This is a genomic window from Acidovorax sp. LjRoot74 (genome assembly GCF_964254355.1).
GTDB lineage: Bacteria > Pseudomonadota > Gammaproteobacteria > Burkholderiales > Burkholderiaceae_C > Acidovorax.
In genome coordinates, this window is sequence record NZ_CAXUTI020000001.1 from 2,343,083 (window position 1) to 2,364,240 (window position 21,158).

General features: G+C 62.4%; 28 protein-coding genes. 23 read left to right on the forward strand and 5 right to left on the reverse strand.

Annotated elements, in window-relative coordinates; all coding sequences use genetic code 11:
- The first annotated feature begins 5 nt into the window (after nucleotides 1-5).
- Both istB and ACSQ3O_RS10965 read left to right on the forward strand, forming a co-directional pair.
- Nucleotides 6-770, forward strand: coding sequence for an IS21-like element helper ATPase IstB (gene istB / locus ACSQ3O_RS10960; RefSeq protein WP_374258801.1), 765 nt, complete (start codon nucleotides 6-8; stop codon nucleotides 768-770).
- Between the two features lie 69 nt (nucleotides 771-839).
- The gene (locus ACSQ3O_RS10965) at nucleotides 840-1,247 is read left to right on the forward strand and encodes a hypothetical protein (protein WP_436138879.1); all 408 of its coding nucleotides are present in this window, start codon (nucleotides 840-842) and stop codon (nucleotides 1,245-1,247) included.
- A 1-nt stretch (nucleotide 1,248) separates the two neighbouring features.
- Here ACSQ3O_RS10965 and ACSQ3O_RS10970 read toward each other — a convergent pair whose 3' ends face one another.
- The 3 genes from ACSQ3O_RS10970 to ACSQ3O_RS10980 form a co-directional block, all read right to left on the reverse strand.
- Nucleotides 1,249-1,491 carry a hypothetical protein gene (locus ACSQ3O_RS10970; protein WP_436138880.1) on the reverse strand — a complete coding sequence of 81 codons (243 nt, stop codon included), beginning with the start codon at nucleotides 1,489-1,491 and terminating at the stop codon, nucleotides 1,249-1,251.
- A gap of 57 nt (nucleotides 1,492-1,548) precedes the next feature.
- Nucleotides 1,549-1,776 carry a hypothetical protein gene (locus tag ACSQ3O_RS10975; RefSeq protein WP_436138881.1) on the reverse strand — a complete coding sequence of 76 codons (228 nt, stop codon included), beginning with the start codon at nucleotides 1,774-1,776 and terminating at the stop codon, nucleotides 1,549-1,551.
- 182 nt (nucleotides 1,777-1,958) lie between these two features.
- Nucleotides 1,959-2,396 (reverse strand): Panacea domain-containing protein, encoded by a 438-nt coding sequence (locus ACSQ3O_RS10980; protein WP_436138882.1) that lies wholly within the window; start codon nucleotides 2,394-2,396, stop codon nucleotides 1,959-1,961.
- A gap of 868 nt (nucleotides 2,397-3,264) precedes the next feature.
- Here ACSQ3O_RS10980 and ACSQ3O_RS10985 point away from each other — a divergent pair.
- Complete coding sequence (locus tag ACSQ3O_RS10985) at nucleotides 3,265-3,756, forward strand: hypothetical protein (RefSeq protein ID WP_436138883.1); 492 nt, start codon at nucleotides 3,265-3,267, stop codon at nucleotides 3,754-3,756.
- A 238-nt stretch (nucleotides 3,757-3,994) separates the two neighbouring features.
- Here the strand turns inward: ACSQ3O_RS10985 and ACSQ3O_RS10990 are convergent, their stop codons facing one another.
- Both ACSQ3O_RS10990 and ACSQ3O_RS10995 read right to left on the reverse strand, forming a co-directional pair.
- Nucleotides 3,995-4,984, reverse strand: coding sequence for a hypothetical protein (locus ACSQ3O_RS10990; protein ID WP_436138884.1), 990 nt, complete (start codon nucleotides 4,982-4,984; stop codon nucleotides 3,995-3,997).
- 54 nt (nucleotides 4,985-5,038) lie between these two features.
- Entirely contained in the window at nucleotides 5,039-5,608 is a 570-nt protein-coding gene (locus ACSQ3O_RS10995; RefSeq protein WP_436138885.1) for a hypothetical protein, read from the reverse strand.
- 356 nt (nucleotides 5,609-5,964) lie between these two features.
- Between ACSQ3O_RS10995 and ACSQ3O_RS11000 the strand changes: the two genes are divergently transcribed.
- The 20 genes from ACSQ3O_RS11000 to ACSQ3O_RS11095 all read left to right on the forward strand — a co-directional run bounded on the left by ACSQ3O_RS11000 (nucleotide 5,965) and on the right by ACSQ3O_RS11095 (nucleotide 21,068).
- On the forward strand, nucleotides 5,965-6,549 hold the full coding sequence (locus ACSQ3O_RS11000) for a DUF4124 domain-containing protein (protein WP_436138886.1): 585 nt from the start codon (nucleotides 5,965-5,967) through the stop codon (nucleotides 6,547-6,549).
- Between the two features lie 287 nt (nucleotides 6,550-6,836).
- Complete coding sequence (locus ACSQ3O_RS11005) at nucleotides 6,837-7,133, forward strand: type II toxin-antitoxin system RelE/ParE family toxin (RefSeq protein ID WP_436138887.1); 297 nt, start codon at nucleotides 6,837-6,839, stop codon at nucleotides 7,131-7,133.
- Between the two features lie 52 nt (nucleotides 7,134-7,185).
- The gene (locus ACSQ3O_RS11010; RefSeq protein WP_436138888.1) at nucleotides 7,186-7,518 is read left to right on the forward strand and encodes an addiction module antidote protein; all 333 of its coding nucleotides are present in this window, start codon (nucleotides 7,186-7,188) and stop codon (nucleotides 7,516-7,518) included.
- An 88-nt stretch (nucleotides 7,519-7,606) separates the two neighbouring features.
- Nucleotides 7,607-8,518, forward strand: a complete 912-nt coding sequence (locus ACSQ3O_RS11015; protein ID WP_436138889.1) for a hypothetical protein — start codon at nucleotides 7,607-7,609, stop codon at nucleotides 8,516-8,518.
- Between the two features lie 231 nt (nucleotides 8,519-8,749).
- Nucleotides 8,750-9,550 (forward strand): hypothetical protein, encoded by an 801-nt coding sequence (locus ACSQ3O_RS11020; RefSeq protein ID WP_436138890.1) that lies wholly within the window; start codon nucleotides 8,750-8,752, stop codon nucleotides 9,548-9,550.
- A gap of 12 nt (nucleotides 9,551-9,562) precedes the next feature.
- Complete coding sequence (locus ACSQ3O_RS11025; RefSeq protein ID WP_436138891.1) at nucleotides 9,563-10,654, forward strand: hypothetical protein; 1,092 nt, start codon at nucleotides 9,563-9,565, stop codon at nucleotides 10,652-10,654.
- Nucleotides 10,655-10,656: 2 nt separating this feature from the next.
- Entirely contained in the window at nucleotides 10,657-11,346 is a 690-nt protein-coding gene (locus ACSQ3O_RS11030) for a hypothetical protein (RefSeq protein WP_436138892.1), read from the forward strand.
- The gene (locus ACSQ3O_RS11035; protein ID WP_436138893.1) at nucleotides 11,340-12,509 is read left to right on the forward strand and encodes a hypothetical protein; all 1,170 of its coding nucleotides are present in this window, start codon (nucleotides 11,340-11,342) and stop codon (nucleotides 12,507-12,509) included. Before ACSQ3O_RS11030 ends, ACSQ3O_RS11035 begins: the two co-directional genes overlap by 7 nt.
- Nucleotides 12,506-14,614, forward strand: a complete 2,109-nt coding sequence (locus ACSQ3O_RS11040; protein ID WP_436138894.1) for a hypothetical protein — start codon at nucleotides 12,506-12,508, stop codon at nucleotides 14,612-14,614. Before ACSQ3O_RS11035 ends, ACSQ3O_RS11040 begins: the two co-directional genes overlap by 4 nt.
- A complete protein-coding gene (locus tag ACSQ3O_RS11045) occupies nucleotides 14,611-15,048 on the forward strand; it encodes a hypothetical protein (RefSeq protein ID WP_436138895.1) in 438 nt (145 codons plus the stop codon). The genes ACSQ3O_RS11040 and ACSQ3O_RS11045 overlap by 4 nt, the downstream gene beginning before the upstream one ends.
- A 3-nt stretch (nucleotides 15,049-15,051) precedes the next feature.
- Nucleotides 15,052-16,857, forward strand: coding sequence for a hypothetical protein (locus ACSQ3O_RS11050; RefSeq protein WP_436138896.1), 1,806 nt, complete (start codon nucleotides 15,052-15,054; stop codon nucleotides 16,855-16,857).
- A gap of 59 nt (nucleotides 16,858-16,916) precedes the next feature.
- The gene (locus ACSQ3O_RS11055; RefSeq protein WP_436138897.1) at nucleotides 16,917-17,273 is read left to right on the forward strand and encodes an LtfC-like domain-containing protein; all 357 of its coding nucleotides are present in this window, start codon (nucleotides 16,917-16,919) and stop codon (nucleotides 17,271-17,273) included.
- Complete coding sequence (locus ACSQ3O_RS11060; protein WP_436138898.1) at nucleotides 17,270-17,770, forward strand: hypothetical protein; 501 nt, start codon at nucleotides 17,270-17,272, stop codon at nucleotides 17,768-17,770. The genes ACSQ3O_RS11055 and ACSQ3O_RS11060 overlap by 4 nt, the downstream gene beginning before the upstream one ends.
- A 9-nt stretch (nucleotides 17,771-17,779) precedes the next feature.
- Entirely contained in the window at nucleotides 17,780-18,286 is a 507-nt protein-coding gene (locus ACSQ3O_RS11065; RefSeq protein ID WP_436138899.1) for a hypothetical protein, read from the forward strand.
- 4 nt (nucleotides 18,287-18,290) lie between these two features.
- Entirely contained in the window at nucleotides 18,291-18,890 is a 600-nt protein-coding gene (locus ACSQ3O_RS11070; protein ID WP_436138900.1) for a hypothetical protein, read from the forward strand.
- Nucleotides 18,891-18,897: 7 nt separating this feature from the next.
- A complete protein-coding gene (locus ACSQ3O_RS11075; protein WP_436138901.1) occupies nucleotides 18,898-19,491 on the forward strand; it encodes an SPRY domain-containing protein in 594 nt (197 codons plus the stop codon).
- Between the two features lie 68 nt (nucleotides 19,492-19,559).
- Nucleotides 19,560-19,829, forward strand: coding sequence for a hypothetical protein (locus ACSQ3O_RS11080; protein WP_436138902.1), 270 nt, complete (start codon nucleotides 19,560-19,562; stop codon nucleotides 19,827-19,829).
- A complete protein-coding gene (locus ACSQ3O_RS11085) occupies nucleotides 19,826-20,434 on the forward strand; it encodes a glycoside hydrolase family 108 protein (protein WP_436138903.1) in 609 nt (202 codons plus the stop codon). The genes ACSQ3O_RS11080 and ACSQ3O_RS11085 overlap by 4 nt, the downstream gene beginning before the upstream one ends.
- On the forward strand, nucleotides 20,431-20,796 hold the full coding sequence (locus ACSQ3O_RS11090; protein WP_436138904.1) for a hypothetical protein: 366 nt from the start codon (nucleotides 20,431-20,433) through the stop codon (nucleotides 20,794-20,796). The genes ACSQ3O_RS11085 and ACSQ3O_RS11090 overlap by 4 nt, the downstream gene beginning before the upstream one ends.
- Nucleotides 20,793-21,068: a hypothetical protein gene (locus ACSQ3O_RS11095; RefSeq protein ID WP_436138905.1), complete on the forward strand. Its 276-nt coding sequence runs from the start codon at nucleotides 20,793-20,795 to the stop codon at nucleotides 21,066-21,068. Before ACSQ3O_RS11090 ends, ACSQ3O_RS11095 begins: the two co-directional genes overlap by 4 nt.
- The last annotated feature ends 90 nt before the right edge of the window (nucleotides 21,069-21,158 follow it).

Sequence of the window (21,158 nt, forward strand, 5' to 3'; positions counted from 1 at the left end):
CCGCCATGACCCCCCACGACATCGAGGCCACCCTGCGCAAGCTGCGCCTGTCAGGCATGGCTGAGACCCTGCAGACGCGCCTGATGCAGGCCCAGGCCGCTCAGGAGCCCTTTCTGGATACGCTCTCAGCCTTGCTGCAAGACGAACTCGACCGACGCCACAGCAGGCTGATGGCACGTCGCTTCAAGCTCTCCGGCCTGGATGAGAAGCCCTCCCTGGCCGACTTCGACTGGCGCTTCAACCCAAAGCTGCCGCGCGCAGCCTGCTTCGAGTTGCACACCTTGAAGTTCCTCAGCGAAGGCGCCAACGCCCTGATCGTAGGCAAGCCCGGCACCGGCAAGAGCCACATCGCCAAGGCCGTGGCCTACCAAGCCACCTTGCTCGGTCATGACGTGTCCTACATCGAAGCTGACAGCGAGTTCGCTCGCTATGCGCTGGCCGACGCCGACGAGCGCGCCAGTCTGCTCAAGGGCTGGGTGGCGGCCGACTTGCTGGTGCTCGATGACCTGTTCCTGGCAAGGCGCATCAGCGAGCATGCCGCCGAGTTGCTGCAGGCCCTGGTCCACCAGCGTTACAAGCTGCGCCGCTCCATCGTCATCACCTCCAACCGCGTCGTGCAGGACTGGGGTCGCTACCTGGGCGACGCGACCATGGCCACCACCATCCTCGATCGCCTCATGCACCGCTGCGCCATGCTGGAGTTCGAGGGCAAGAGCTACAGGCTCAAAGAGGCTGCTGCACGCCTGATCATCACCTCAGACCCCGCATAATCACCCCGTCCTGCCTGGAGCAGTTTGACTGGCCAACAGTGGAGCAGTTTGGGGTGGCCATCGGGGGAGATGGGGGACGCCTTCAGCGCGGAGACCTTCCTCACCAACCTTGCCGCGATGTCGGGCCCGGCGCGCACGGCGTTGTTCGCGAACTCGGGATTCCCTGGCCTGCGCCAGAAGATTGAGACCATGGGGAAGATGGCGGCCAACCGGCGGGAGGGCTCGCACGTGTTTGCCAATCCTTCTGGCACGGCGCGTCAGATCGGCCTGGGGGCGTGGGCCAGTACGCTGATCGGTGGGCTGGCGTCCGGGAACCCGATGGTGATAGCTGGAGCGCTGTCTACCCCCGTGATTGCCAACGCTGCGGCAAGGAAAGCCACGTCACCGAAACTGGTGCGGAGTCTGGCCGAGCGTGCGCAACTCAGCAAAGCTGCAGGACCTTCAGCGCTTGCTGCAGGTGCCAGGGAGGACGAGTAAGTTACTTGCGGCCGGCGCTGGCGATGGCGCCAGTCGCGTAGGCCACGCCGACGATGCCAACAATCCAGGCCACCAAGGTGACGGACACGCTCATGAAGGTAACGAGGCCGATCCCAGCGAGAGCCAGGATGAAGACCAGCAGGCCGCCGAAAGATCGCCAGGCGTCATTCGTCGCCTCGCTTTTGGCGTGGCCGCGCAGCAGCTCTTCCGACTCAGCGAGGGTGCGGGGTGGTTTGTAGGCCATGGGCGGAATGTAGCAGGTGGGACTCAGAATGCAAAAAGTCCCCCTGGCACGGCCTAGTCAGTGCTCGTACAAGTTGAAGGCCCTGTCGAGCCAAACCACATGGAACACTTCGGCAGTTCGAAATCCGACCATTGGCGCCATTCCATTGAACCTGAAGGCGTAGATGGTCACGTCATCGGTAAGTACGCTGGGGAACGTGCCTTTGATCGACTTTCGAGCAATGGCCTCAAAACCTTGCTTGTGACGGTTGGCCTGCGAGAGTTGTTGCCAGGTCAGCTGGCTCATCTCGTGAATCCTGTCTGCAAAGGCCGCCTTTTCATCTGTTGTGCACTTCGACAGGCAGTGGTCCTTTTGGAGGTGCTCAAGACAGAACTTAGGGCGTTGCAGTTGCGAGGTCCCGGTACTTGAATCGCTCGCACGCATCCGTACGCCGACTGCCGGCTTGGGCTGCTTGATCTTCCCCACGGTCAGTGAACAAGCGTAGCAAAAAAGTCCCGCATTGCCCCGTGTTGAATAACTGTATCGGCACCACGTTCATAGGCGGCAATCCACGGAGCCTCTTCGTGCGTCATGTTGCGGAGCTTCCACGCAGAATACTGACCGTACACCTGATAGACCTCATCCAACAGGTCCTTTTCGTCCTGAGTGAGGGCGTCAAGGTCGCAATTCGTACGAGGGATGGGCGCAGATCCGTGACCCTTGTACTCATGGTAAACATCGACCACAACTGGTCCATGCGTCCACGCGCGGATTTCGTTGTTAAACAGTGGACGATTGAACAACGCAAGGTGAAAACCCTGAGCGTAGTAGAGCAGCTTCTGCAGCTTCAAATTGGACACATCATCTCCAGCCTCTTCTTCGGCAAGCGAGAGGAAGTATCGAGCGACGTTCGATACATCGGCCATAGACAAATCTCCAGTTCTGAACTTTTCCACACATTAGTCGCATGTTATCCACAGGCAACCCACAGCATATGTTGAATCATACATGGGAAGTTAGTTCAGCCGAACTACTGGATTGCTCCGAGAAACGCGTGAAAAATCCTCTTTCAAGAGCTTGTTGCATTTGGTCAACTGAGCTTTCTCGCGTTTGGGCTACGCGGCGGGTCTTAACTTGTCGGCTATGCTGGGACGGTGTCTTGCGGCGGCTCGAAGGGGCGATTGACCCGTCAGGGCACGTCACAGCAGCAGTCGCCTGACCTGCCGGTACCAATTCCAGCTCCTCGATCTTGGGGACTTGTCGCAGCATCGCTTCCGCATCCCTCTGAAGAGAACAACCAGCCTCATGCGCGCTGTCTAAAGAAGTCATCGTCGCGTCCGTACATCGGGGGCAATGGCTCAACGCGGCTCCTCGGACCCGCGCTGGGACGATGTGACGGTGTGTCCGTCTGACGCATGGCGCGCTGCCAATGGGGTAGACCTGCGGATACTTTTCCCCGATCAACAAGCGGGGACGCATTGACTACCAAAAGTCGCCAGTGTCGTCTATAGCGCCGTGAGCCTCTTGGCGCCATGGACGGAGGAGCACGGCTCTACAAAAATTGCAAAGGCACGCCAAACGTCATGTTTTTCCGTGCTTTTTGGGGGTGTTTTGAGGGGGCGGCCCTGCCAGACTTCTTCCTGAAGAAGAGTTGCTTGCAGCTTTCCTTGAGATGCGACCGAATTGGGCGTTTTTCGAGGGTGTTTTTTTGGAGCCAAGCTCTATGCTCGATCCGTATGCGAGCAAAGAAAAGTCGATGGAATCAACTTTGTTTTTTGGTACCCAGGGGCAAGAATGGACCCCAACAAGGCGAAACGGCCAAGCAGCTTGGACCCTGCTGGCCGTTTCTATGAATCAATCAATGCACTCGAAGGATTCGGTATGGATGCTACATCATTGACCCGTTCAGCGGAAGCGGTGGGGTCTCGCACGCCAAAGGAAGGGCTACCCACCTTCCAGCAGGTGGTCACATTGGCGCTGGCCAAGGCGGAGATGAGCCTCTCCGGGCTCAAAGAGATCCGCTGCAACGATGAGCGCTGGGACGACGCCGACAGCGATATCGATTTCGCCGTGTCTCTCGCGCGAGCCCACGTCCAGCGGATGATGGCCACGGAGTATCCAGACTACGACACCTTCGCTGCGGAATGGCTCCAGGTCGCCAGCGCGGTCAATCTGGGCAAGCGGCTCTTCAGCCGCCAAGACTGCTGGTACGCCCGGCGACTCCACACGGTGTGCGGAATGTTCGAGCAGGCGAGGAGCATGGTGGAGTTTGTTGCGGTCGCCTGATCCTGTCCGCAGTTCGTGGGCTTTTTCTCTCTCCTCGTGGGATTCGCTGTCCGGATTGGCTCAGGCGACCATCAGCGCCATGAACCTTGATGCGCCCTTGCGTCCGCGCAGCAGTTTTCCCGACTCAGCGAGGGGGCGGCGTGGTCTGTAGGCCATGGGCGGAATGAAGCAGGGTGATAGCGCGGGTGGGGTGATCTCTGGCTTGGCAAGCGGGAGTAGGTCTCAGGCCTTGCGTGCCTCAGCCTTCTTTTTCTCCACCAGTGCCAGCATCGTGTTGAACACCGGAAGTTGAAGTGGCGGTGGCAGTTCTGACCCCTGAAACGAGCTGTCCGGAAGGGTTGTCCCGAGGAGGTGTCCCGGAGAAAGTAACTTCTTCGTGGGAGCCTGGCTCAGCTTTGACCTCGGGAATCCGGAGTGTGTCAATGTATTCATGACATTTGATGACAGCTTGGGTGTTTGTGCGAGTGTGGTTGGCTTCAGCCTCCAAGTAAATATCCGTCAGGTGGTCAACGACGTTCGGGAAGAGTGTCATCGCCCCGCCATCTTTAACCGAGACCACTGCGACATCTGTTTCCCTGCCTACGCCCGGCGCTACTTCGGCCCTTTTCTTGGCAGCGAAAGTCAAGTAAACACCAGCGTCAATGCTGATCTCAGGGGTATGCCCGGCGAACATGAGGCTGGATTCGGCTTGGTACTGACCAACCCCTATTGCTACGAAGCCAGTGTCATTGTGGCAAGCGACCCGGCCATTCACTACGGAGTACAGGTGTGCGCGCAAATAGCCCGCGCTGGCATCGATACCTATGAAGATTGCCGAGCATCCACTCATTGGAAATGACAGCAGCTCTCGCGTGAGTTCTGTAACGATTGACTCGTTCATCAACCTTTGGTTTTGTATGAAGGTTGCCGAATTAAGCCCGAGGGGTGACAGGTAGTGCCGCTCAGCCATGCGCCGCTTCGCTTCGGTGTACGCCTGTCCATATGCATCCGCGATATTCTTGACAGTCTGCACATCAGGCTCTTCCGATGAAGCATCCACGATAGTGCGAACTTCGTTCAGCAATTCGGTGTGGAGCGCCACATCCCCCGCAATAAGCGCCACCACTTGTTTCGTCAAATAGTGGACTTTGGTGCGGGTCGTCTGGTTGTCCGGTGTTGAGATCATCCGGTCAGCGGCAGCAACCACCGCGCTTCCATCCGCGCAAATTGCGGCTACACAAACTGTCATGCTTTCCCTCGTTCTTCCAGTCCATCGGCGGGCCACTTTGGCATCCGCTGCTGCTCAAAGCATTTCGAGGATCTGAGTGCTGAATTTCTCTTTCTCAGCAGAAATTGCATTCAGCTCGTCCTGTACCTTTTTTATTTCATTCTGAAGATATGGAATAACATTACTGGTGCTACTTGCCGCCATTATTTGTTTACTCAATTCCATCGCTCGAGAGTTCAGCGCAGGTTCACGACGAGACAGGACGTCGTGCATGGCAGTGAGTGCTGCCAGTCGCACAGAATCCATGCTGGCCTTCGCTTGTGCTTGTTGTGCACTTGCTGATTCCTCAAGTGCCTTACGCGTTTCAGCCAACTCTTGCTTTTGAATGCGAATCGACCAAGCAAGCAATGCTAGAGCGGCCAACGACACTACGGGGTTGACCAGACCTCCGAAGTAATCGCCCATTTGCCCTAGTTCAGCCAGTCTAAATTTTTCGGAATCCCCGGGCAGAAAGCGTTGTGCTTTTGCAGTGACGTAAAAAAAAGCGGTTGTTGTCATGGCGGCCAACACCAAAAGAACGATTAATGCAGGTGCCCAATTGGTAAACCTACGCCACAGATCGCCTGGATTTTTCTTTGTTTCCATGGAATGTCCTCCTGATCCCCAATGTAGCACTCGCCCCAGTAGGGCGGGCCGAACATTCGTGCGGTAGCACAGTGCAGCCACGACAAATGCACTACTCCGCTACACACGTAAAGCGCGGGCCAGATACGCCAGCCGGGCGCGCACCATGTTGGATTTGACTGGAATGGGCCGTACATCGAAGCGAACGATGGAGGCCGCCCTTGCTGTGAATGCCATCTTTGCGGGCATGATCGTCGGCCTTCTGCTGTCGCTGTGGCCGCCTGGCGACGACGGGCCGCTCTGACCCCGCAACCCGCGCCGCGCGGGCTTTTTCCCGCCTAGGCTCCGCTGCTACAGTGCTTCCCAGGAGGGGACCAATGACCACAACCGAGCTCGCCATCTTCATCGCGCTCTCGCTGGCTGCCACCGTGGCCGGCGCCCAGGTGCACCGCTGCGAGGACGCCACGGGCAAGCTCATGTTCTCGGATCGCCCCTGCGATGCGGGGCAATCGGGCGGTCAGATCCTGCGGCAGCGCACGCAGGCGGAAATCCAGCAGGAGCGCCAGCAAGCCTACGAGGCCGAGAGTCGCAAGCAGGACCGCCGTTTCGCGGAGCAGGAACGGGAACTCGCTGAGCAGGAACGCCGGATGCTCATGCAGCAGACCCAGCCTCCGGTAGACGACTGGCAGACCCGCAAGAACCGCGAGAACGCTGCGACCTCGGCCGGGAGCATTGCCAACAACGGCAGCCGCTGGGACGCCAAGGCCGAAGCCGAGCGGGCGGCGCAGCGTCGCGAGGAGTCGCGCAGGCGCCAAGCCGCACAGAAAGAGTTCATGCTTACGTGCACGGGCGGTATCTGCACAGATGAATACGGAGCCTCCTACTCTGGCTCGGGTGCGACTCTCTTCAGAAGCGACGGGCGCACATGTTCCGTGACTGGAAGCGTGGCCTACTGCCAGTAGCGATGTAGCTCCCGTAGTGATCGCGACTGCGCTCCGGTGTGCCACCGCCGCAGGGAAAGGCGCCCGACCAAATGCAAAAGCCCTCGTATGAGGGCTTTTTTTCGTTTTGTTTTTGTTACGAGTGCCGCTGCGCGAGGGGTGTTGCAGAGCTTTTCGCATTCGGCTACAATGTCAACCGTGGTTCACACTTCGTGTGCCACGTTTTAGATCTATCTTTTAAACCTCAAAGGAAGCAATTATGCAAAATATAAAACCTTACAGGAGATTCGATTGTCGAATATCTTCACATGAGCAAAAAACTTGATGTAGAGCGATCAGCGAAATTCAGCGAATATGTCCATGGTCTGAAAGATCCAGTTGGAAAAGCGAAAATTCTTTCTCGACTGAAGCGATTGGAAAATGGAAACTGGGGTGACGTTGGCCCTATTGGCGACGGGCTCTCTGAGCTTGTAATTGACTATGGCCCAGGATACAGGGTTTACTGTAAGCGGGTTGGCGACAAGGTGGTGGTTCTTGGTGGTGGAACAAAGAATCGACAGCAGGCGGACATAGATGCCGCAAAAGCAGATGCAAAGCTGCTATGAACATCAGACGGGCCTTGGCCCGTCTTTTTGTACTCTTATTTAAGGAATGAAAATGCAATCCAACTTCGAGAGAGGTTTAGAACTCAAGGCGTTTGACGCCTCTGAGTTTCTAGGCTCTCCTGAAGACTGCGCAGCCTATCTTCAGGAGTTTTTAAACGATGAAGAAGACCAAGCACTACTATTCAGTGCAATCGGAGACGTTCTCAAAGCGCAGCGGAGAATGTCGCAAGCATCTAGAGAGCTGGGTTTAAGTCGAGAAGGGCTATACAAGTCCCTCAGCGAAAAAGGTAATCCTAGCTTTCACACAGTCGTTCACACGCTTAAGCTACTTGGCCTAAGCCTTTCAGTGCATCCAACAAATGCACAAGACGCCGCAACAGTCTGAGTTGACTACTCTGATTTTGTGCCCCCAATAGGTTTCGCTTCTTCGCGAAACCTTGGGCAATCTGTGCACCTCACCAAGGACCAGCACAGTGCCCCAAGACGCTCAACCGCGCCCCGCGCGCGACCAAATCCCCGCGGCCGGATATCCCCCGGCACCTTCCGCAGATCCGCCGCCACTGTCCGCCGCCGCGCGCATGAGCCAAGTGGCTGGCGTAGTGGCTGATCGCGGATTCCAATCCGATGTCGCCCGCAGCCTGTCCGATGTGGCAGGCCGCACTGCAGCCAACATCCTCGGCGGCCCTGTGGACCTGGCCGCACTGGCCCTGCGCCCGCTGGGCTACCAGCACCCAGCGCCCGTGGGTGGATCGGAGTGGATAGGGCAGGGCATGGAGGCTGCAGGCGTCGTCACGCCGGAGCGACGCCCAGCGGCCGAGGCTATGGCCACGCTGGTTTCGCCTGGTGCGATGGTCGGCGCAGCGCGAGGGCTTTCTCGCTTCGCGGACATGGGCCCGGCAGTCGCACCTTCGGCTGGGCGGATCGGAGCAGGCGCACCGGCAGTGAATCAGATGGGCGCGATCTCCCCTGAGGGCAAGGCGCGGCTGCTGGCGGACCTGCAGGCGGGGAAGGGAAGCGGTACATATCGGCTCGGGGATGTGACAGAGGGGCAGGCCAACCAATTGAGGCGCGCCGGCCTCAAATCGACTAGTAACGACGTGCTCATGACGAATGACGCGCTCCGTCATCTTCACGACAAGCGGGTGATGCTGGAAGGCTACTCGCCGGAGGAGGTGTTGCGTTTTGCGGAGCAGGCAATGGCGAAGCGCTCGCGTGTTGACTTCGATCCCGGAAAGGCGCGGCAGCAGCCGTCTTTGCTCAACGAGGGGATGCGCGATCTCGTTACGGGCAAGCGCTACGACGCCCGCATGCCACTTGGGAGCGTGGGTGATGCTTTTGACGCCAGAAGCGCGGTGCCGGACGGTTTGCCGCCCAGAAAGAAATAAGCCCCAGGTCTTGCGAACTGGGGCCTACTGGTCTGCACGGCATGGTGGGGTTGGATGCCCACTACTGGAGTTGTCCCGTCAATGCCGAGCGAACACTACCGACCGGGGGCGCCGATGCGGTAACCAAATTGTAGCGCTGAGCACTGAAATCCACAAAGTGGCGATCCCCCCTGTAGGGTTCGCGCCAACTGCCGTGCCCGGGAACACTGTGCCCTACACAGGAGTCCAGACATGGCAAACAGCGCATACCCCAAGGGTGCCCAGAGGATTCTGAGCGCCGGCATCAATTTCGCGGCCCACACCATCAAGGCGGCCCTTGTCACCACGGCCTACACCTTCAGCGCCGCCCACGAGTTCCTCTCGGAAGTGGGCACGCGCGTGGGCACCGACCAGGAGCTGCTGAACAAGAGCATCACGGGCGGCGTGCTTGATGCCGATGACTTGGATTTCGGAGCCATGGCCCCGGGGAACACCATCAAGGCGGTCATCGTCTACCGCGACACGGGCAACGCCTCGACTTCGCCGCTGCTGTTCTACTTCGATGTGGTCACAGGCCTGCCGTTCGCCACCAACGGCGGTGCTGTAACCATCCCCTGGGATACGGGGGTCAAGAAGATCGCCCGTCTCAAGCTCCCGGTCTTCCCCAAGGGCGGGGAGAAGATGTTCTCTGGCGCCATCAATTTCGAGACGGACACGATCAAGGTTGCGGCCATCCCCGAAGCCTATGTGTACGACCCCGCCGACGAGTTTCTGGCAGACCTGGGCGCCGTGATCGGCACGGCCCAGACCCTCGCTGGCAAGTCGGTCACGGGCGGCGTGTTCGACGCCACCGATATCGACTTCGGAAACCTCGCCGCTGGCTCGTCCATCGGCTCGCTGGTGTTCTACAAGGACACCGGCAGCACAGCGACCTCGCCCCTGCTGCTGCACGTCACCGACGTGACTGGCTTCCCGGTTGATACCAACGGCAGCGGCGTGTCGATGCGCTGGTCCAACGGCGCGGCCAAGATCCTCAGCCTGATCCCGGCGTAAGGGGGGCGCCCCATGCTCCACACCTTTGCCAACAACGCGACGGCCAAGATTGCTGCCGGGCTCACGAATGTGGCCACGACCTTCACGGCCGAGGACGAGCCGCCCGTGTACCGCTTCACCTACCTGAACGACCCTGCTTCTGGGCTCATTCAGGTAGCGACCCTGACGAACCCGGCCGCCCCGGGCGTGCATGAGATCGTGCACATCACCGAGCACAACGGCACGGTCTTCACCGTCGTGCGCGGGCGCGAGGGCACGTCTGCCGTGGCCTGGGCCGCCGACACCATCATTTCGGCCCGGGTGACGGCCGCCATGCTGGAGTCATTCGCCCAGAACCGGGAAAGCACCACAGGGAACAACGGCGCCTTGGCGCTTGGCACCACCGAACAGGCTGCGGCCGTGCGGGCCTACAAAGGGGTGGCCATCAACGCAATCGGCAACGGCGTTGAGGATGCATGGCTGATTGGTGGCACACCAGTTCTCCAGCGCGTGGCAGCCACCAGCGTAACCCTGATGGACCGGCACATGACCCCGGACGGCACAGGCGCTACGCCGACCGTTGACCTGGGAGTTGCGCCCACTTGGGCCACGGCCACGTCGTACAGCGACGGCGCCATCGTGCAGCCCACGACGCCTGACGGACTTCAGTACCTGCTCTGGATGACCGACCCGAGCAGCGGGCCCCTGACCTCCGGCGCCACCGAGCCTGACTTCTCCGGGCCGGGCGGATCGTCCATGGAGTTCGACCCGGGCGGCGGATTCGACAACTTCTGGACCTGCCTCAACCTGGCCACCGGCATCACGCAGAACCTGCCCATGGCGGGCGTGCGCTTCTACCCGAGCGAAGTGGGCTTTATCTGCTTCGAGCGGGGCGCAGGCGTGACCACCGACCCGGTGATTTCCATCGGCACCACGGCCACGCCCACCAAGTACGCCAATGCGGTGACGCTCACCGGCCTGGGCACGAACCAGATCCACCGCATCGCCGTGACCGACAGCGACGGCGTGGGCGGGCTGAAGTTCACGCTGGACACCCCGGCTGCCGGTGGCGTGTTCCGGGGGCGCTTCTACTTCAAGGGCACCTTCGTCCAGTCCGAGAGCTGACCATGGGCTACCCCCTCATCAACGGCGCGGAGATCAACGGCACCGACAGCGACGGCGTGCAGACCGAAGGCATTGAGCTGGTCACCGCCGGAGTGCCCGCGATCGCCTGGGCCCTTGATGTGGGTGGCGCGCAGCCGTTGGAGCTGGGCGAACACACCTTCCAGATCGGCTTCAATGTGGCCCCCTCACCGGCGGGGCTGGACCTGGTGCACACCGGGCTGCACAGCGTCTTCATGGGGCAGCCGGGCGCTGATGTCACCTTGTTCGCCCCCGGCGCGCGGGTGCTGGAGCTGGGCGGCCTGGCTATCGATGCAGGCGGCATCACCGTTGATGCGGGCAGCGCTCAGCCATTGGAGCTGGGCGGTCCAGGGTTCGGCTTCGTTGGCCTCGCCGCTGGCGCGCATGTGCTGGAGCTGGGCGAGGCGGGCACCGATTTCTTTGCCGAGGCTTCCGGTGCGGTGGCCCTGGAGTTCGGTCTTTCCGTGGCGCGCTTCCGCTTGGCGCCCAGCGGCATAGAGCTGGGCCGCAGCGGCACGCACGCGCTGGTGGCGTCGGGCGTCCTGGTCGAGGTCGGCGGCGCTCATGTTCTGGAACTCGGCGCCCCTGGTCAACCCCGCTTCACGGCTTTCGCGCGCCAGGCCTTCCCGTTGGAAATGGGGCACCACGCCGCGAGTAGAGGATCCGCATGCTGACCTTCGAGAGCTTCACCGGGATCAACAACGTTCTGCCTGCCCACCGCCTGCAGGGCGCCGACTTGATCAAGGCCACCGATGTGAACATTGGCCAGACCGGAGAAATCACACGGCGCCAGGGGTTCACCGAGGTTTCTGCGCTGTGCCACAAGAACCTGTTCGATGGCCAGGGCTTCATGCTCTCGACCGCTGGCAACCAGCTGGTGGCCACGCACCCGGGCGGCGTGCGGCATGTGGTCCATCCAGCCATCGGCCCGGAGCGTCTTTGGTACTGCAATCTGCCTGACGGGCGAACGGCGTTCAGCAATGGGCTGATCCAGGGCACCACGGACGGATTCGTCAGCCTGGACCGGAGCGTGCCTGAGCCGACTGGCCTGGGCGCGCCCGACACGGCTTTCGGCGAACTCTTCCCGGGGGCCTACCGCTACTACCTGACCCACGTTCGCCTGGCGGATGGCGCAGAAAGTCCGGCCCTTGGCTCCGCCCCCGTCACCATCGTCTCGGGTGGGCTGCGCATTGACGGCCTCCCGCAGCTGTCTGGCCATTCGCTCAGCGTGTACCTGAGCAACGAGAGCGGGGAGGGCGCCTACCTTGTGGGCGCGGGCATCACGGGCGACATGTTCCAGTTCGGCGGGAAAAATGCGCAGCTGGTGACCGCATGCAGGACCATCGGCGTGCGGCCCTTCCCGGTGGGCACGATCACAGCCTACTGGCGCGGCCGTGTGCTGGTTGCACAAGGAGACGTTCTCTGGGCCAGCCGCCCGTTCGCGCCGCACCTGGCCGACTGGCGCGACTTCAAGCCCCTGAAGGACCGCATCACGGCCATCCAGCCTGTGGACGATGGTGTTTTCGTGGGCACCGACAAAGAACTGGTGTTCCTGGCCGGGACGACCTGGGAGAGCCTGACCTACCGCAGCACCCGGCGCGGGCCCGTTGTCCTGGGCTCCGGGGTATCAGCCCCGGGCGACCAGCTCCGCGTCGGCGATGGCGCCGGCAGCGGGGACGCCATGCTCTGCATTGCAGGAGGGGAGATCGTGGCCGGGTTTGCCGGTGGGGTGACCAGCAGCCTCACGCAGAACCGCTACAAGACGACTGCGGCCGAGGTCTGCGTGACCTTTCGCGTGGTCGATGAAATCCCCCAGTACGTCGCGGTTCCGCAATGAGCCTCTGGAATGCCTACAGCTTCGACCCCAAGGGGCAGCCTGTGACCGGACGCGCACCGGATGCACTGCGCGTGCTCGGCGGGCAGGCAACGGCCGCACAGTTGACGATGGCACAGAGCGCCTTTGCGTCCTACTGCATGCGCGCACGGTTCTCCGTGGTGCCTAACCCCACGGAGCTGGGTCGCCTTCCTGACGGCACCCCTTACCGCATTGTCACCGTGGGCAACTCGACGGTGATGGAGATCCAGCCGGGCGGCGCGGACGTGGAAGACAAGAGCATTCGCGGCATCCTGGCAACCCACACAGCCGGTGACGTGTCGCGAGCCTGGCTGATCACCCCGGGCGGCAAGTTCCGCGCCCCCGACAACACCTGGAAGATCAAGCTGCTGCCGGAGATTCCGGCCTCCGGGCAGCGCTACTGGTATCCAGCGGCAGGAAACAAGGGCTTCGTGAGTGAGTTCGCGGCGCATGCCCGGGGCGGCAAGCCGCTGCTCCTTGGCGGCAACCTGGGGCCCGCCTTCACATACATCGGGGGCGGTCGGCGCTTCACCTGCACGCCCGCCTTCAACTGCGAGGAACGGCTGGACACCCAGGCCGAAAGCGACGGCGAGCCGAAGACATTCACGCAGCCGCCGATCTACAGCTACCTGCCCGCTCCCCCCGGGCACGGCGGCGGGCTCGATGAGAACATCTGCGTGCACCCAACGGGGAACCGATTCATCCGGCCGCTGACCACCGGCTACCTTCGGCGGTTCGTGCAGATTGGGATAAACCTGACGATCATGCGCGTGACCCGCGCCTTCAACAGCGCGCCACGGCAGGTGATGCTTTGGTACGAGACCTATGTCTTCACCGGCCCGGCCGCCAGCTCCGTGCCCGGCACCTTGCCGACCGTGTCCGCAGCAGAAGACCCTGTGCCTGAGCTGCAGCTCGACTGCGTGCCGCCGGACGCTGTGACGCTGACGGCCGACGGTGTGTTCGACATGACGAAGCACCGGGCGTGCCGCTTCGCCCAGACCAGCGACTACAACATCGCGGCGCCTGCGCCGCCTCCAACGCCCGGGGGCGCCATCGGGACGGAGTCGGGCTACTGGGCCTGGACGGCGCAGCAGCAGCGCAGCGTCCACTGGGAAGGCCTGGTGCTGGTCACCAAGCTCAATGACCTGGGCCAGGTCACCCACGATACCGAGAAATACGCCGAGGAGCACCGCGCCGAGCAGGTGCACCGCACCGACACCCACCGCACCTACAGCTGGGGGTTTGCTCCGACATGGTCCCGGGGCGACATGCAAACGGCCGAAGAAACGCGGGCCAGCACGATTACACGGCGAGACCGCCGCATCCTCACGCGGGTCATCGACGGCTTGGAGCTGGTGGTTCAGGACTCCCTGATCGATGAGGTTGCGACCCAGGAAACCCACTTCGAATACACGCGCCTGCCCTATGCCGAGTCGTTCACCTGGGAGCGTACGCAGAACGCCAGCATCTCTGTGACGCTGCGCCATCCCATCTTCATGAGCAGCCTGCTGCGGGCCAAGATGTACCTGGAGTACACGCTGCAGTGGACCAAGAGCGTGGCCTACGAGTCGAGTGACCTGGATACCCCGTTCCCACCTGCCGTGCCGTACGTGACACACCATCTGATCGGCGAGTCGCGCGGTACGGAGGTGCTACGCATCCCGTTCGAGAGTGCCAGGCCACCGATCATTGACGTGCTGCACAACAACCTGAACGAGCCCGGCGTTACCCCCGCCGAGGGATCAGTGTGGCTGGACACGTCGCCGCCGGGCCTGCCTAGCCTCGGTGACTACAACTACGCGATGGACCTGGACTACTCGCCCTTCGATTCGGGGATCGGAGTGGGCGTGCCATCGCAGACCAATGAGATTGGCGGGACCGATGCAGTGCGGTTCACCGTGGACGGGGAAATCACATCGTCTGTGCCCAAGGACCCCCGCACCGCAGCGGCTGTGGTGACAGTGCACATCGGCTCGGCACAGCGCCTGCACTACGTCGTGGACATGCGGGGCATCCGCCCGCTCTCCGAGCAGTTTCCCGATCTCGACCCATCGCACCCCGAATGGTTCGTGGAGAAAGTCGTATGAACGCCATCGTCTGCAACACCCTCACTGGCGCGGTGTCCGAATACACGCGCTACGCATTTAATAGCATTACCGCCACGCACGGCGGAGGCCCAACCGGGCTTTTTGAACTGGTCGGGAGCACCGACGACGGGCTGCCCATCGTCGCCGACCTGGCGCTCCCGGCAACGCTGCGCGAATCGACCCTCAAGAAGATCCCGAGCATGGTGTACCTGGCCATGCGCGGGGCGGGGAGCGCGGACCTGGTGGTGTTCGGCAATACCCAGAACTGGACCTATCGGTTTCCATTGCGCGACAGCGGGCAGACCAGGTGCCCGGTGGGCAAGGGTATTCGGGAAAACTACCTGGGGTTTGGTCTGCGCACCCCAGACGGGCAGGCATTCATGCTGGACCGGGTGGAGGTGCTGCTTCACGAGTCAAAGACACGGAGGATTTAAATCATGGCCGAATTCGATTTCAACGGTCCCGCGAGCATCGTTGAGGACAAATACACGCGCTCCATCGACCTGGCCGATGCGGCCACGGAGTCGGTGGAGGGGTTCCAGGAGGCGCTGAACAAAAGCATCTACCTGCCCCCCACCTTCAGCCTGAAGTGGGAGACGCTACCAGCACCGAGCCTGCCCGAGGTGCCGGATCTCCCAACCCTGCCGACCATCAGCCTGCAGGTGCCAGACCAGATGCCGCGCGAATTGAACACGCCCCTGCCGTCGATTGGCATTGACGACTTCGACGTGTCGCCCCCGGCGCTCAATTTCTCGGCTGCCCCCGTCCTGACCATTGGTACTGCGCCATCGCTGCCTGAAGTGCGGGATGTGGCCGTGCCCGACGCCCCGGTGGTCGTGCTGCCAGATGCACCGGCGTTTCTGTCCCTCACCACGCACACCTTCGGCGGCGTCAACCTGCATGAGGACTGGCTGGACAAGCTGGACGACATCCCCACACTCACGCTGCTGGAGCCGGTGCCGTTCTCCTATTCGCCCGGGGCGCGGTACGCATCGGATCTGCTGGACAACCTCAAGGCCACGTTGCGGGCCCGGCTGGCGGGGGGCACCGGCCTGTCGGCCGCTGTAGAACAGGCCATCTGGGACCGCGCCCGGGAGCGTGAGAACCTGGCCGGGCTGGCCCGTGAGCAGGAGGTGCTGCGCGGCGCTGAGGCGCTGGGCTTCCCGCTGCCTTCTGGGGTGCTAGCCGGGCAGCTCGCAGATGCGCGCCGCGAGACGGCGGACAAGGTTTCCAGCCTGTCGCGCGACATCGCGATCAAGCAAGCCGAGATGGAACAGCAGAACCTGGAGCGGACCATCCAGTTCGCTTCGCAGCTTGAAACCACCCTGCTGGAGGATGCCTACAAGCTGGAGATGCTGGCCTTCGAGACAGCGAAGACCGCCGCCGACAACGCCATTGCCGCGCACAACGCGCAGATCGAATACTTCAAGGCATTGCTGGTGGGCTACCAAGCGTATGCCGGTGCCTACGACACGGTCATCAAAGCCGAGCTGAACAAGGTCGAGGTCTTCAAGGCCCAGCTGCAGGCGGAGCAAACCAAGGCCGACATCAACAAGTCCCTGGTGGATCGCTACCGGGCCGAGATCGACGGGGCCATGGCCACCGTGGAGATTTACAAAGCCCGCGTGGGGGCGGCTCAGACGCTGGTCGAACTGGAGCGGTCCCGAATCCAGGCCGGCGCGGAGCAGGTGCGCGCATTCGTCGCCACGGTGAGCGCAGAGACGGCCAAGGCCGACCTGTACAAGTCCACCGTGGAGGCGGAATCTGCCAAACAGGAGGCCTACCGCTCCCAGGTGCAGGCGTACAGCTCCAAGGTGGGGGCGCAGGCCGAACGTGCCCGGGCCGAGGTGGCGCGCTACCAGGCGCTGATTTCTGCGAAGCAATTGGAGTGGGATGGCTGGCGCGCCCGCCTGGCGGCCGCCAGTGCAACGGTCGAAGCCACAGCCCGGCAATCCAGCGTTCTGCTGGATGGCTACCGCATCGGCGCTGCGGCCGTGGAAGCGCAGGCGGGCAGCTACATGCGGCGCTGGGAAGCCGACATCAAGCAGTATGAGGCGGGGCAGTCAGTCACCTATCAGGTGGCGAAGATGAACACCGACGCCGTGCTGCATACGAACGATGCCCGCATGGATGCGGCGAAGGTGGGCCTGACCACGTCGTCGCAGCGTCTGGCCAGTGCTTGGGCCATGGTGTCAGCGTCGGCGCAGATCAGCGGCAGCTCGTCCCTCACGCAGACCATTTGACCGGGGCATCCCCCCTGTAGGGTTCGACGGCGTGGCGGGGCGCCGGAACACTGCAGGGCATGCTGACCCCCGCCAAGCGAAAACTCATCATCTACAAAGGCGCCAAGTTCGATCCAGGCTGGACCTGGAAGGCTGATGGCGTGCCTGTGGACCTGACCGGCTTCACTGCGCGGATGCAGGTGCGTGCTGATGTGGACTCGCCCGATGTGCTGCTCGACCTCACCACCGAGAACGGCGGGATCGTCTTGGGCGGTGCTGCGGGCACCATCGATTTCTGGGTGGGAGCTACCGAGACCACCAGCATCACCTGGGAGGGCGGTGTGTGGGCGCTTGAGATCCAGTATTCGGCCGACCCCGACGATGTTGACCGCCTCATGGAGGGCGGGATTTCCGTTTCGGCGGAGGTGCCCCGGTGACGGACGTTCTGATCGAGCGCGAAACCCTGGTCCTTGTTGAGGAGGCCAGGCAAGGGCTTCTTGTCGAAACCCGAGAGCGCGTGGAGATCGTGACGGAGGCCAAACAGGGCCCCAGGGGCGCTCAGGGCATCCAGGGCCCGGCGGGAGGCGTCACCACCGTCACCGTCGGCGGCACGCCGTTGAGTGGCCACAGCGGAGTCGCAGTGGATGCCTCTGGCCTGCTTGTGGAGGCCGATTGCACCAACCCCGCGCACCTTGGGGCTGTGCTGGGCCTCCTGACCAGCGCCCACAGCCCCGGCGATCAAGCAGTCGTGCAAACCGCATTCACGGTAGAGCACGTAGGCTGGACGTGGACACCTGGGCCGGTGTTCGTTGGCGCGGCGGGCCAGCTCACTCAATCGATACCGGGCGGCGCAGTTTTCTCGCAAGTGGTTGCGCATGCGCTGTCCGCCACGCTTGTCCTTGTGGACGTTCAACCCCCCATCACCCTTGCATAGGAGCCCACCATGGCCGCAAAGAAATTTCTCCGCTTCATCAACGGCATCTTCACCGAGGTGTTTGGTGTGCAGACCTCGACTGGCGCAGCCAACGCTGGCGACATCGTCGCGCTGGATGACACCGGCCGACTCGACAACAGTCTGATGCCGGTGGGCATCGGCGCCGACACGAAGTCCATCACCACAAGCGAGGCCCTGGCCGCAGGCGACTGGGTGAACATCTGGAATAGCACGGGCGCCAAGGCACGCAAGGCCGACGCGACCACCGCTGGCAAAGAGGTGCACGGCTTTGTGCTGGCCGCAGCCTCCAGCGGTGCCAGCGCGCTGGTGTACTTCGAGGGCACGAACACCCAGGTCACTGGCCAGACGCCTGGCCCCGTGTTCCTGCAGACGACGGCTGGGACTGGCGGAGCGACCATTCCGAGTGCTTCTGGCAACGTGGTGCAGCGCATTGGTGTGGCCCTCAGCGCTACCGAAGTGAACTTCGAGGGCGGCCCGGCGGTCACGCTGGCGTAACGGCATGGCAGAGCGCAAGCCATTGGCTTCTGTCGGCGGCGGCATCGTTGAGATGCCCGCCATTGACACTCTGCCTGTCGCAAACATCCCTGCGGTGGTCGCGGCCCAGACCAACGCGGCAACGAGCAAGGCCACGCCTGCGACGACGGACGAAATCCCGCTGGCCGACAGTGCCGCTAGCTTCGGTCTCAAGAAGCTCACCTGGACCAACCTGCGCGCAACGGTTCTGGCCTGGATCATCACCCAGGCCAACGCCTGGACCGGCCTGCAGACCTTCCGGGACCTGCGCGAGACCATCGTTACCGCGAACACCAGCACGGCCTACACCATTAACCTGGCCAACGGCACGCTGTTCAGCCTCACGCTCACGGGCAACTGCACCTTCACGTTCCCCACGGCAACGTCGGGCAAGCAGTTCACGGTGCTGCTCAAGCAGGACGGCACGGGCAGCCGCACGGTGGCATGGCCGTCGAGCGTGCGGTGGGTGGGTGGTACAGAGCCGACCGTCACTGCCACGGCGGGTCAGACGGATGTGATTTCGTTCATCGCCGATGGCACCTACTGGCTGGCTTTTGTTGCCGGTCAGAACTACACCCGGAGCTGATCCCGCAATGTTCCTCACCACACGGGCGCTCATTTCGGTGAAAGGTGCGCCGCCGCCGGTCTCTGGCTTCGCAACGCTCGACCCCTTGCGGACTGGTGCTGCTGCGGGCCTCACGGGTGGCAACTTGAGCCTGACCACGAATCTGTTTGGCTCTTCGGTTTCAAACATCGGAAAGTCTTCGGGAAAGTGGTACTTCGAGGTCAAGTGCGTGGACGCATCTCAAAAGGCCACCTTGTTCGGGGTGGTGCGCTCATCGCTCTACGACAAAGACATCTACCCCGGCGCGCCCAACAACGGCTGGTGCTACTACTTTTATAGCGGCGACATCTACGCAAATGACGTGGTGACGGCCTATGCACCTAACCCGGACTATGAGGAATGGGTGGGTTGCTACGTGAACCTCGATGACTGGGAGATCGGCTTCATCTCGAACGGGGTGGACCGGGGCATCGCCTTCAGTGGGCTGCCCAACGATACCTATTGCGCGATCTTGGGCAATGGTTCCTCCATCACGGGCGGCATCCAGACCATCAATTTCGGCGCCACCTCGTTTGCCTTTACGCCGCCCGCTGGATTCAACGCGGGGTGGTTCAACCCATAGGAAGGATATGGTGCGATCCCCCCTGTAGGGTTCGACGGTTTTGAGGGGCGACGGAATCATCCGGGCTCATGAAAGACCAAATTCTGCACCCCGACTCGGCCATGACGGCAAAGAACATCGTCAACTGGCTGGCCGCCTTCCTTGGGCTGGGCACATTCCTCGGAGTGGTGAACCTCGCCGTGGGCGTTCTGTCGGCCGCGTGGTTGGGCGTGCAGATATATGGCTACCTCGCGCACGAACTGCCGATGAAGCGCATGCGCAAGCAAATGCTCAAGCGTGACTTGGAGCGCGGCGCCACGCAGCCAGCAGAGCTGGGCGAGCTGGGGGCCGACAAGTGAGCCGCGCAAAAGTCTGGTCTTCCCTCGGGGCCGCAGTCCTGGCAATCGTGGCGGGAGTGTTTGCGGTCGAGGGCGGCTACGTCAACAACCCCGCCGACCCGGGCGGCGAGACGAACCACGGTGTGACTGTGGCCGTGGCGCGCGATGCCGGGTACACCGGCCCCATGCGCGAGCTGCCCAAGGAATTCGCCCAGCAGCTCTATGCCAAAGACTACATCGAGCGGCCGAACTTCCACCGCGTGATCGCCATGTCCCCCGCCGTAGGTGAAAAGCTGGTGGACGCAGGCGTGAACGCTGGGCCCGGTCGCTCCGCGCGCTGGTTCCAGCAGAGCCTGAACCACCTCAGCCGGGGCGGCGCCGACTTTCCAATGGTGGCGGCAGATGGCCAGATCGGTGCCCAGACCTTGGCCGCCTACAAGGCGCTGGAGCGCAAGCGCGGCCGCATCAAGGCGTGCGAGCTGACATTGAAGCTGGTGGACGCCCAGCAGGGCGCGCACTACATGAGCCTGAACAAGCCAATGTTCAACGTGGGCTGGGCCGACCACCGCCTGGGCAATGTGCCTCTGGCACGCTGCGCTGATTCCGTGGCCGGAGGTATGCCATGAACCCCATCTTGATCGCCCTGGCCATCAGCGTTGCCGCGAATGCTGCCTTTGGCTGGGCCTACCTGAGCCAGCGCGACGACACTGCCACTGCCAAGGCTGACTTGCGCGCCATGGAGGGCCAGCGCGACGGCGCCCGCCAGACGGCCAGCGCATGCAGTGACAGCGTGGACGACCTGCGCGAGCTTGCGGACAAGCGGGCCCTCAATGCCGCCCCTGCCCGGGCCGCAGCTGCCAGCGCTGCCCAGGGGCACAACCAGCGGGCCGACCAGATTCTGTCCACGCCCGCCCCGGTGCCAGGCGACGTGTGCGCCAGCGCGCAGGCCCGGGTCGATGACTGGCTGAAGGGGAGGGCGAAGCCATGAAATTAGCTATTGCTTTGATAGCTGCTTGCGCCTTATCGGCATGCGGTACACAGGGAAATCATTTGGAAGTTCCGCGCGTGAACGTCGCCGTGCCCGTGGCCTGTCAGGAGCACACGCCAGCCCGCCCGGTGATGCCCACAGAAGCCCTGCGGCCGGGCGCCACGGTGGACCAGTATGTGCAGGCGTCAGCGGCAGAGATTGAACGCCGCGAGGGCTACGAACTGCAGCTTGTTGCTGCACTGGCGAACTGCACAAAGCCAATCAGGCCTTGAGAGCGCTATCTTCAGCTCCAAGTCGTAGCCCTTGCTGCCAGCGGGCGGGCTCGCTCTGTGCGGGAATCTGAAGCTATACAGATACATAAA

Bases quoted from the DNA above. Each gene is read 5' to 3' on its own strand.
- istB (WP_374258801.1), top strand. From the start codon at position 6: ATGACCCCCCACGACATCGAGGCCACCCTGCGCAAGCTGCGCCTGTCA.
- ACSQ3O_RS10965 (WP_436138879.1), top strand. From the start codon at position 840: ATGGGGGACGCCTTCAGCGCGGAGACCTTCCTCACCAACCTTGCCGCG.
- ACSQ3O_RS10970 (WP_436138880.1), bottom strand. From the start codon at position 1,491: ATGGCCTACAAACCACCCCGCACCCTCGCTGAGTCGGAAGAGCTGCTG.
- ACSQ3O_RS10975 (WP_436138881.1), bottom strand. From the start codon at position 1,776: ATGAGCCAGCTGACCTGGCAACAACTCTCGCAGGCCAACCGTCACAAG.
- ACSQ3O_RS10980 (WP_436138882.1), bottom strand. From the start codon at position 2,396: ATGGCCGATGTATCGAACGTCGCTCGATACTTCCTCTCGCTTGCCGAA.
- ACSQ3O_RS10985 (WP_436138883.1), top strand. From the start codon at position 3,265: ATGGACCCCAACAAGGCGAAACGGCCAAGCAGCTTGGACCCTGCTGGC.
- ACSQ3O_RS10990 (WP_436138884.1), bottom strand. From the start codon at position 4,984: ATGACAGTTTGTGTAGCCGCAATTTGCGCGGATGGAAGCGCGGTGGTT.
- ACSQ3O_RS10995 (WP_436138885.1), bottom strand. From the start codon at position 5,608: ATGGAAACAAAGAAAAATCCAGGCGATCTGTGGCGTAGGTTTACCAAT.
- ACSQ3O_RS11000 (WP_436138886.1), top strand. From the start codon at position 5,965: ATGACCACAACCGAGCTCGCCATCTTCATCGCGCTCTCGCTGGCTGCC.
- ACSQ3O_RS11005 (WP_436138887.1), top strand. From the start codon at position 6,837: ATGAGCAAAAAACTTGATGTAGAGCGATCAGCGAAATTCAGCGAATAT.
- ACSQ3O_RS11010 (WP_436138888.1), top strand. From the start codon at position 7,186: ATGCAATCCAACTTCGAGAGAGGTTTAGAACTCAAGGCGTTTGACGCC.
- ACSQ3O_RS11020 (WP_436138890.1), top strand. From the start codon at position 8,750: ATGGCAAACAGCGCATACCCCAAGGGTGCCCAGAGGATTCTGAGCGCC.
- ACSQ3O_RS11025 (WP_436138891.1), top strand. From the start codon at position 9,563: ATGCTCCACACCTTTGCCAACAACGCGACGGCCAAGATTGCTGCCGGG.
- ACSQ3O_RS11030 (WP_436138892.1), top strand. From the start codon at position 10,657: ATGGGCTACCCCCTCATCAACGGCGCGGAGATCAACGGCACCGACAGC.
- ACSQ3O_RS11035 (WP_436138893.1), top strand. From the start codon at position 11,340: ATGCTGACCTTCGAGAGCTTCACCGGGATCAACAACGTTCTGCCTGCC.
- ACSQ3O_RS11040 (WP_436138894.1), top strand. From the start codon at position 12,506: ATGAGCCTCTGGAATGCCTACAGCTTCGACCCCAAGGGGCAGCCTGTG.
- ACSQ3O_RS11045 (WP_436138895.1), top strand. From the start codon at position 14,611: ATGAACGCCATCGTCTGCAACACCCTCACTGGCGCGGTGTCCGAATAC.
- ACSQ3O_RS11050 (WP_436138896.1), top strand. From the start codon at position 15,052: ATGGCCGAATTCGATTTCAACGGTCCCGCGAGCATCGTTGAGGACAAA.
- ACSQ3O_RS11055 (WP_436138897.1), top strand. From the start codon at position 16,917: ATGCTGACCCCCGCCAAGCGAAAACTCATCATCTACAAAGGCGCCAAG.
- ACSQ3O_RS11065 (WP_436138899.1), top strand. From the start codon at position 17,780: ATGGCCGCAAAGAAATTTCTCCGCTTCATCAACGGCATCTTCACCGAG.
- ACSQ3O_RS11070 (WP_436138900.1), top strand. From the start codon at position 18,291: ATGGCAGAGCGCAAGCCATTGGCTTCTGTCGGCGGCGGCATCGTTGAG.
- ACSQ3O_RS11075 (WP_436138901.1), top strand. From the start codon at position 18,898: ATGTTCCTCACCACACGGGCGCTCATTTCGGTGAAAGGTGCGCCGCCG.
- ACSQ3O_RS11080 (WP_436138902.1), top strand. From the start codon at position 19,560: ATGAAAGACCAAATTCTGCACCCCGACTCGGCCATGACGGCAAAGAAC.
- ACSQ3O_RS11090 (WP_436138904.1), top strand. From the start codon at position 20,431: ATGAACCCCATCTTGATCGCCCTGGCCATCAGCGTTGCCGCGAATGCT.
- ACSQ3O_RS11095 (WP_436138905.1), top strand. From the start codon at position 20,793: ATGAAATTAGCTATTGCTTTGATAGCTGCTTGCGCCTTATCGGCATGC.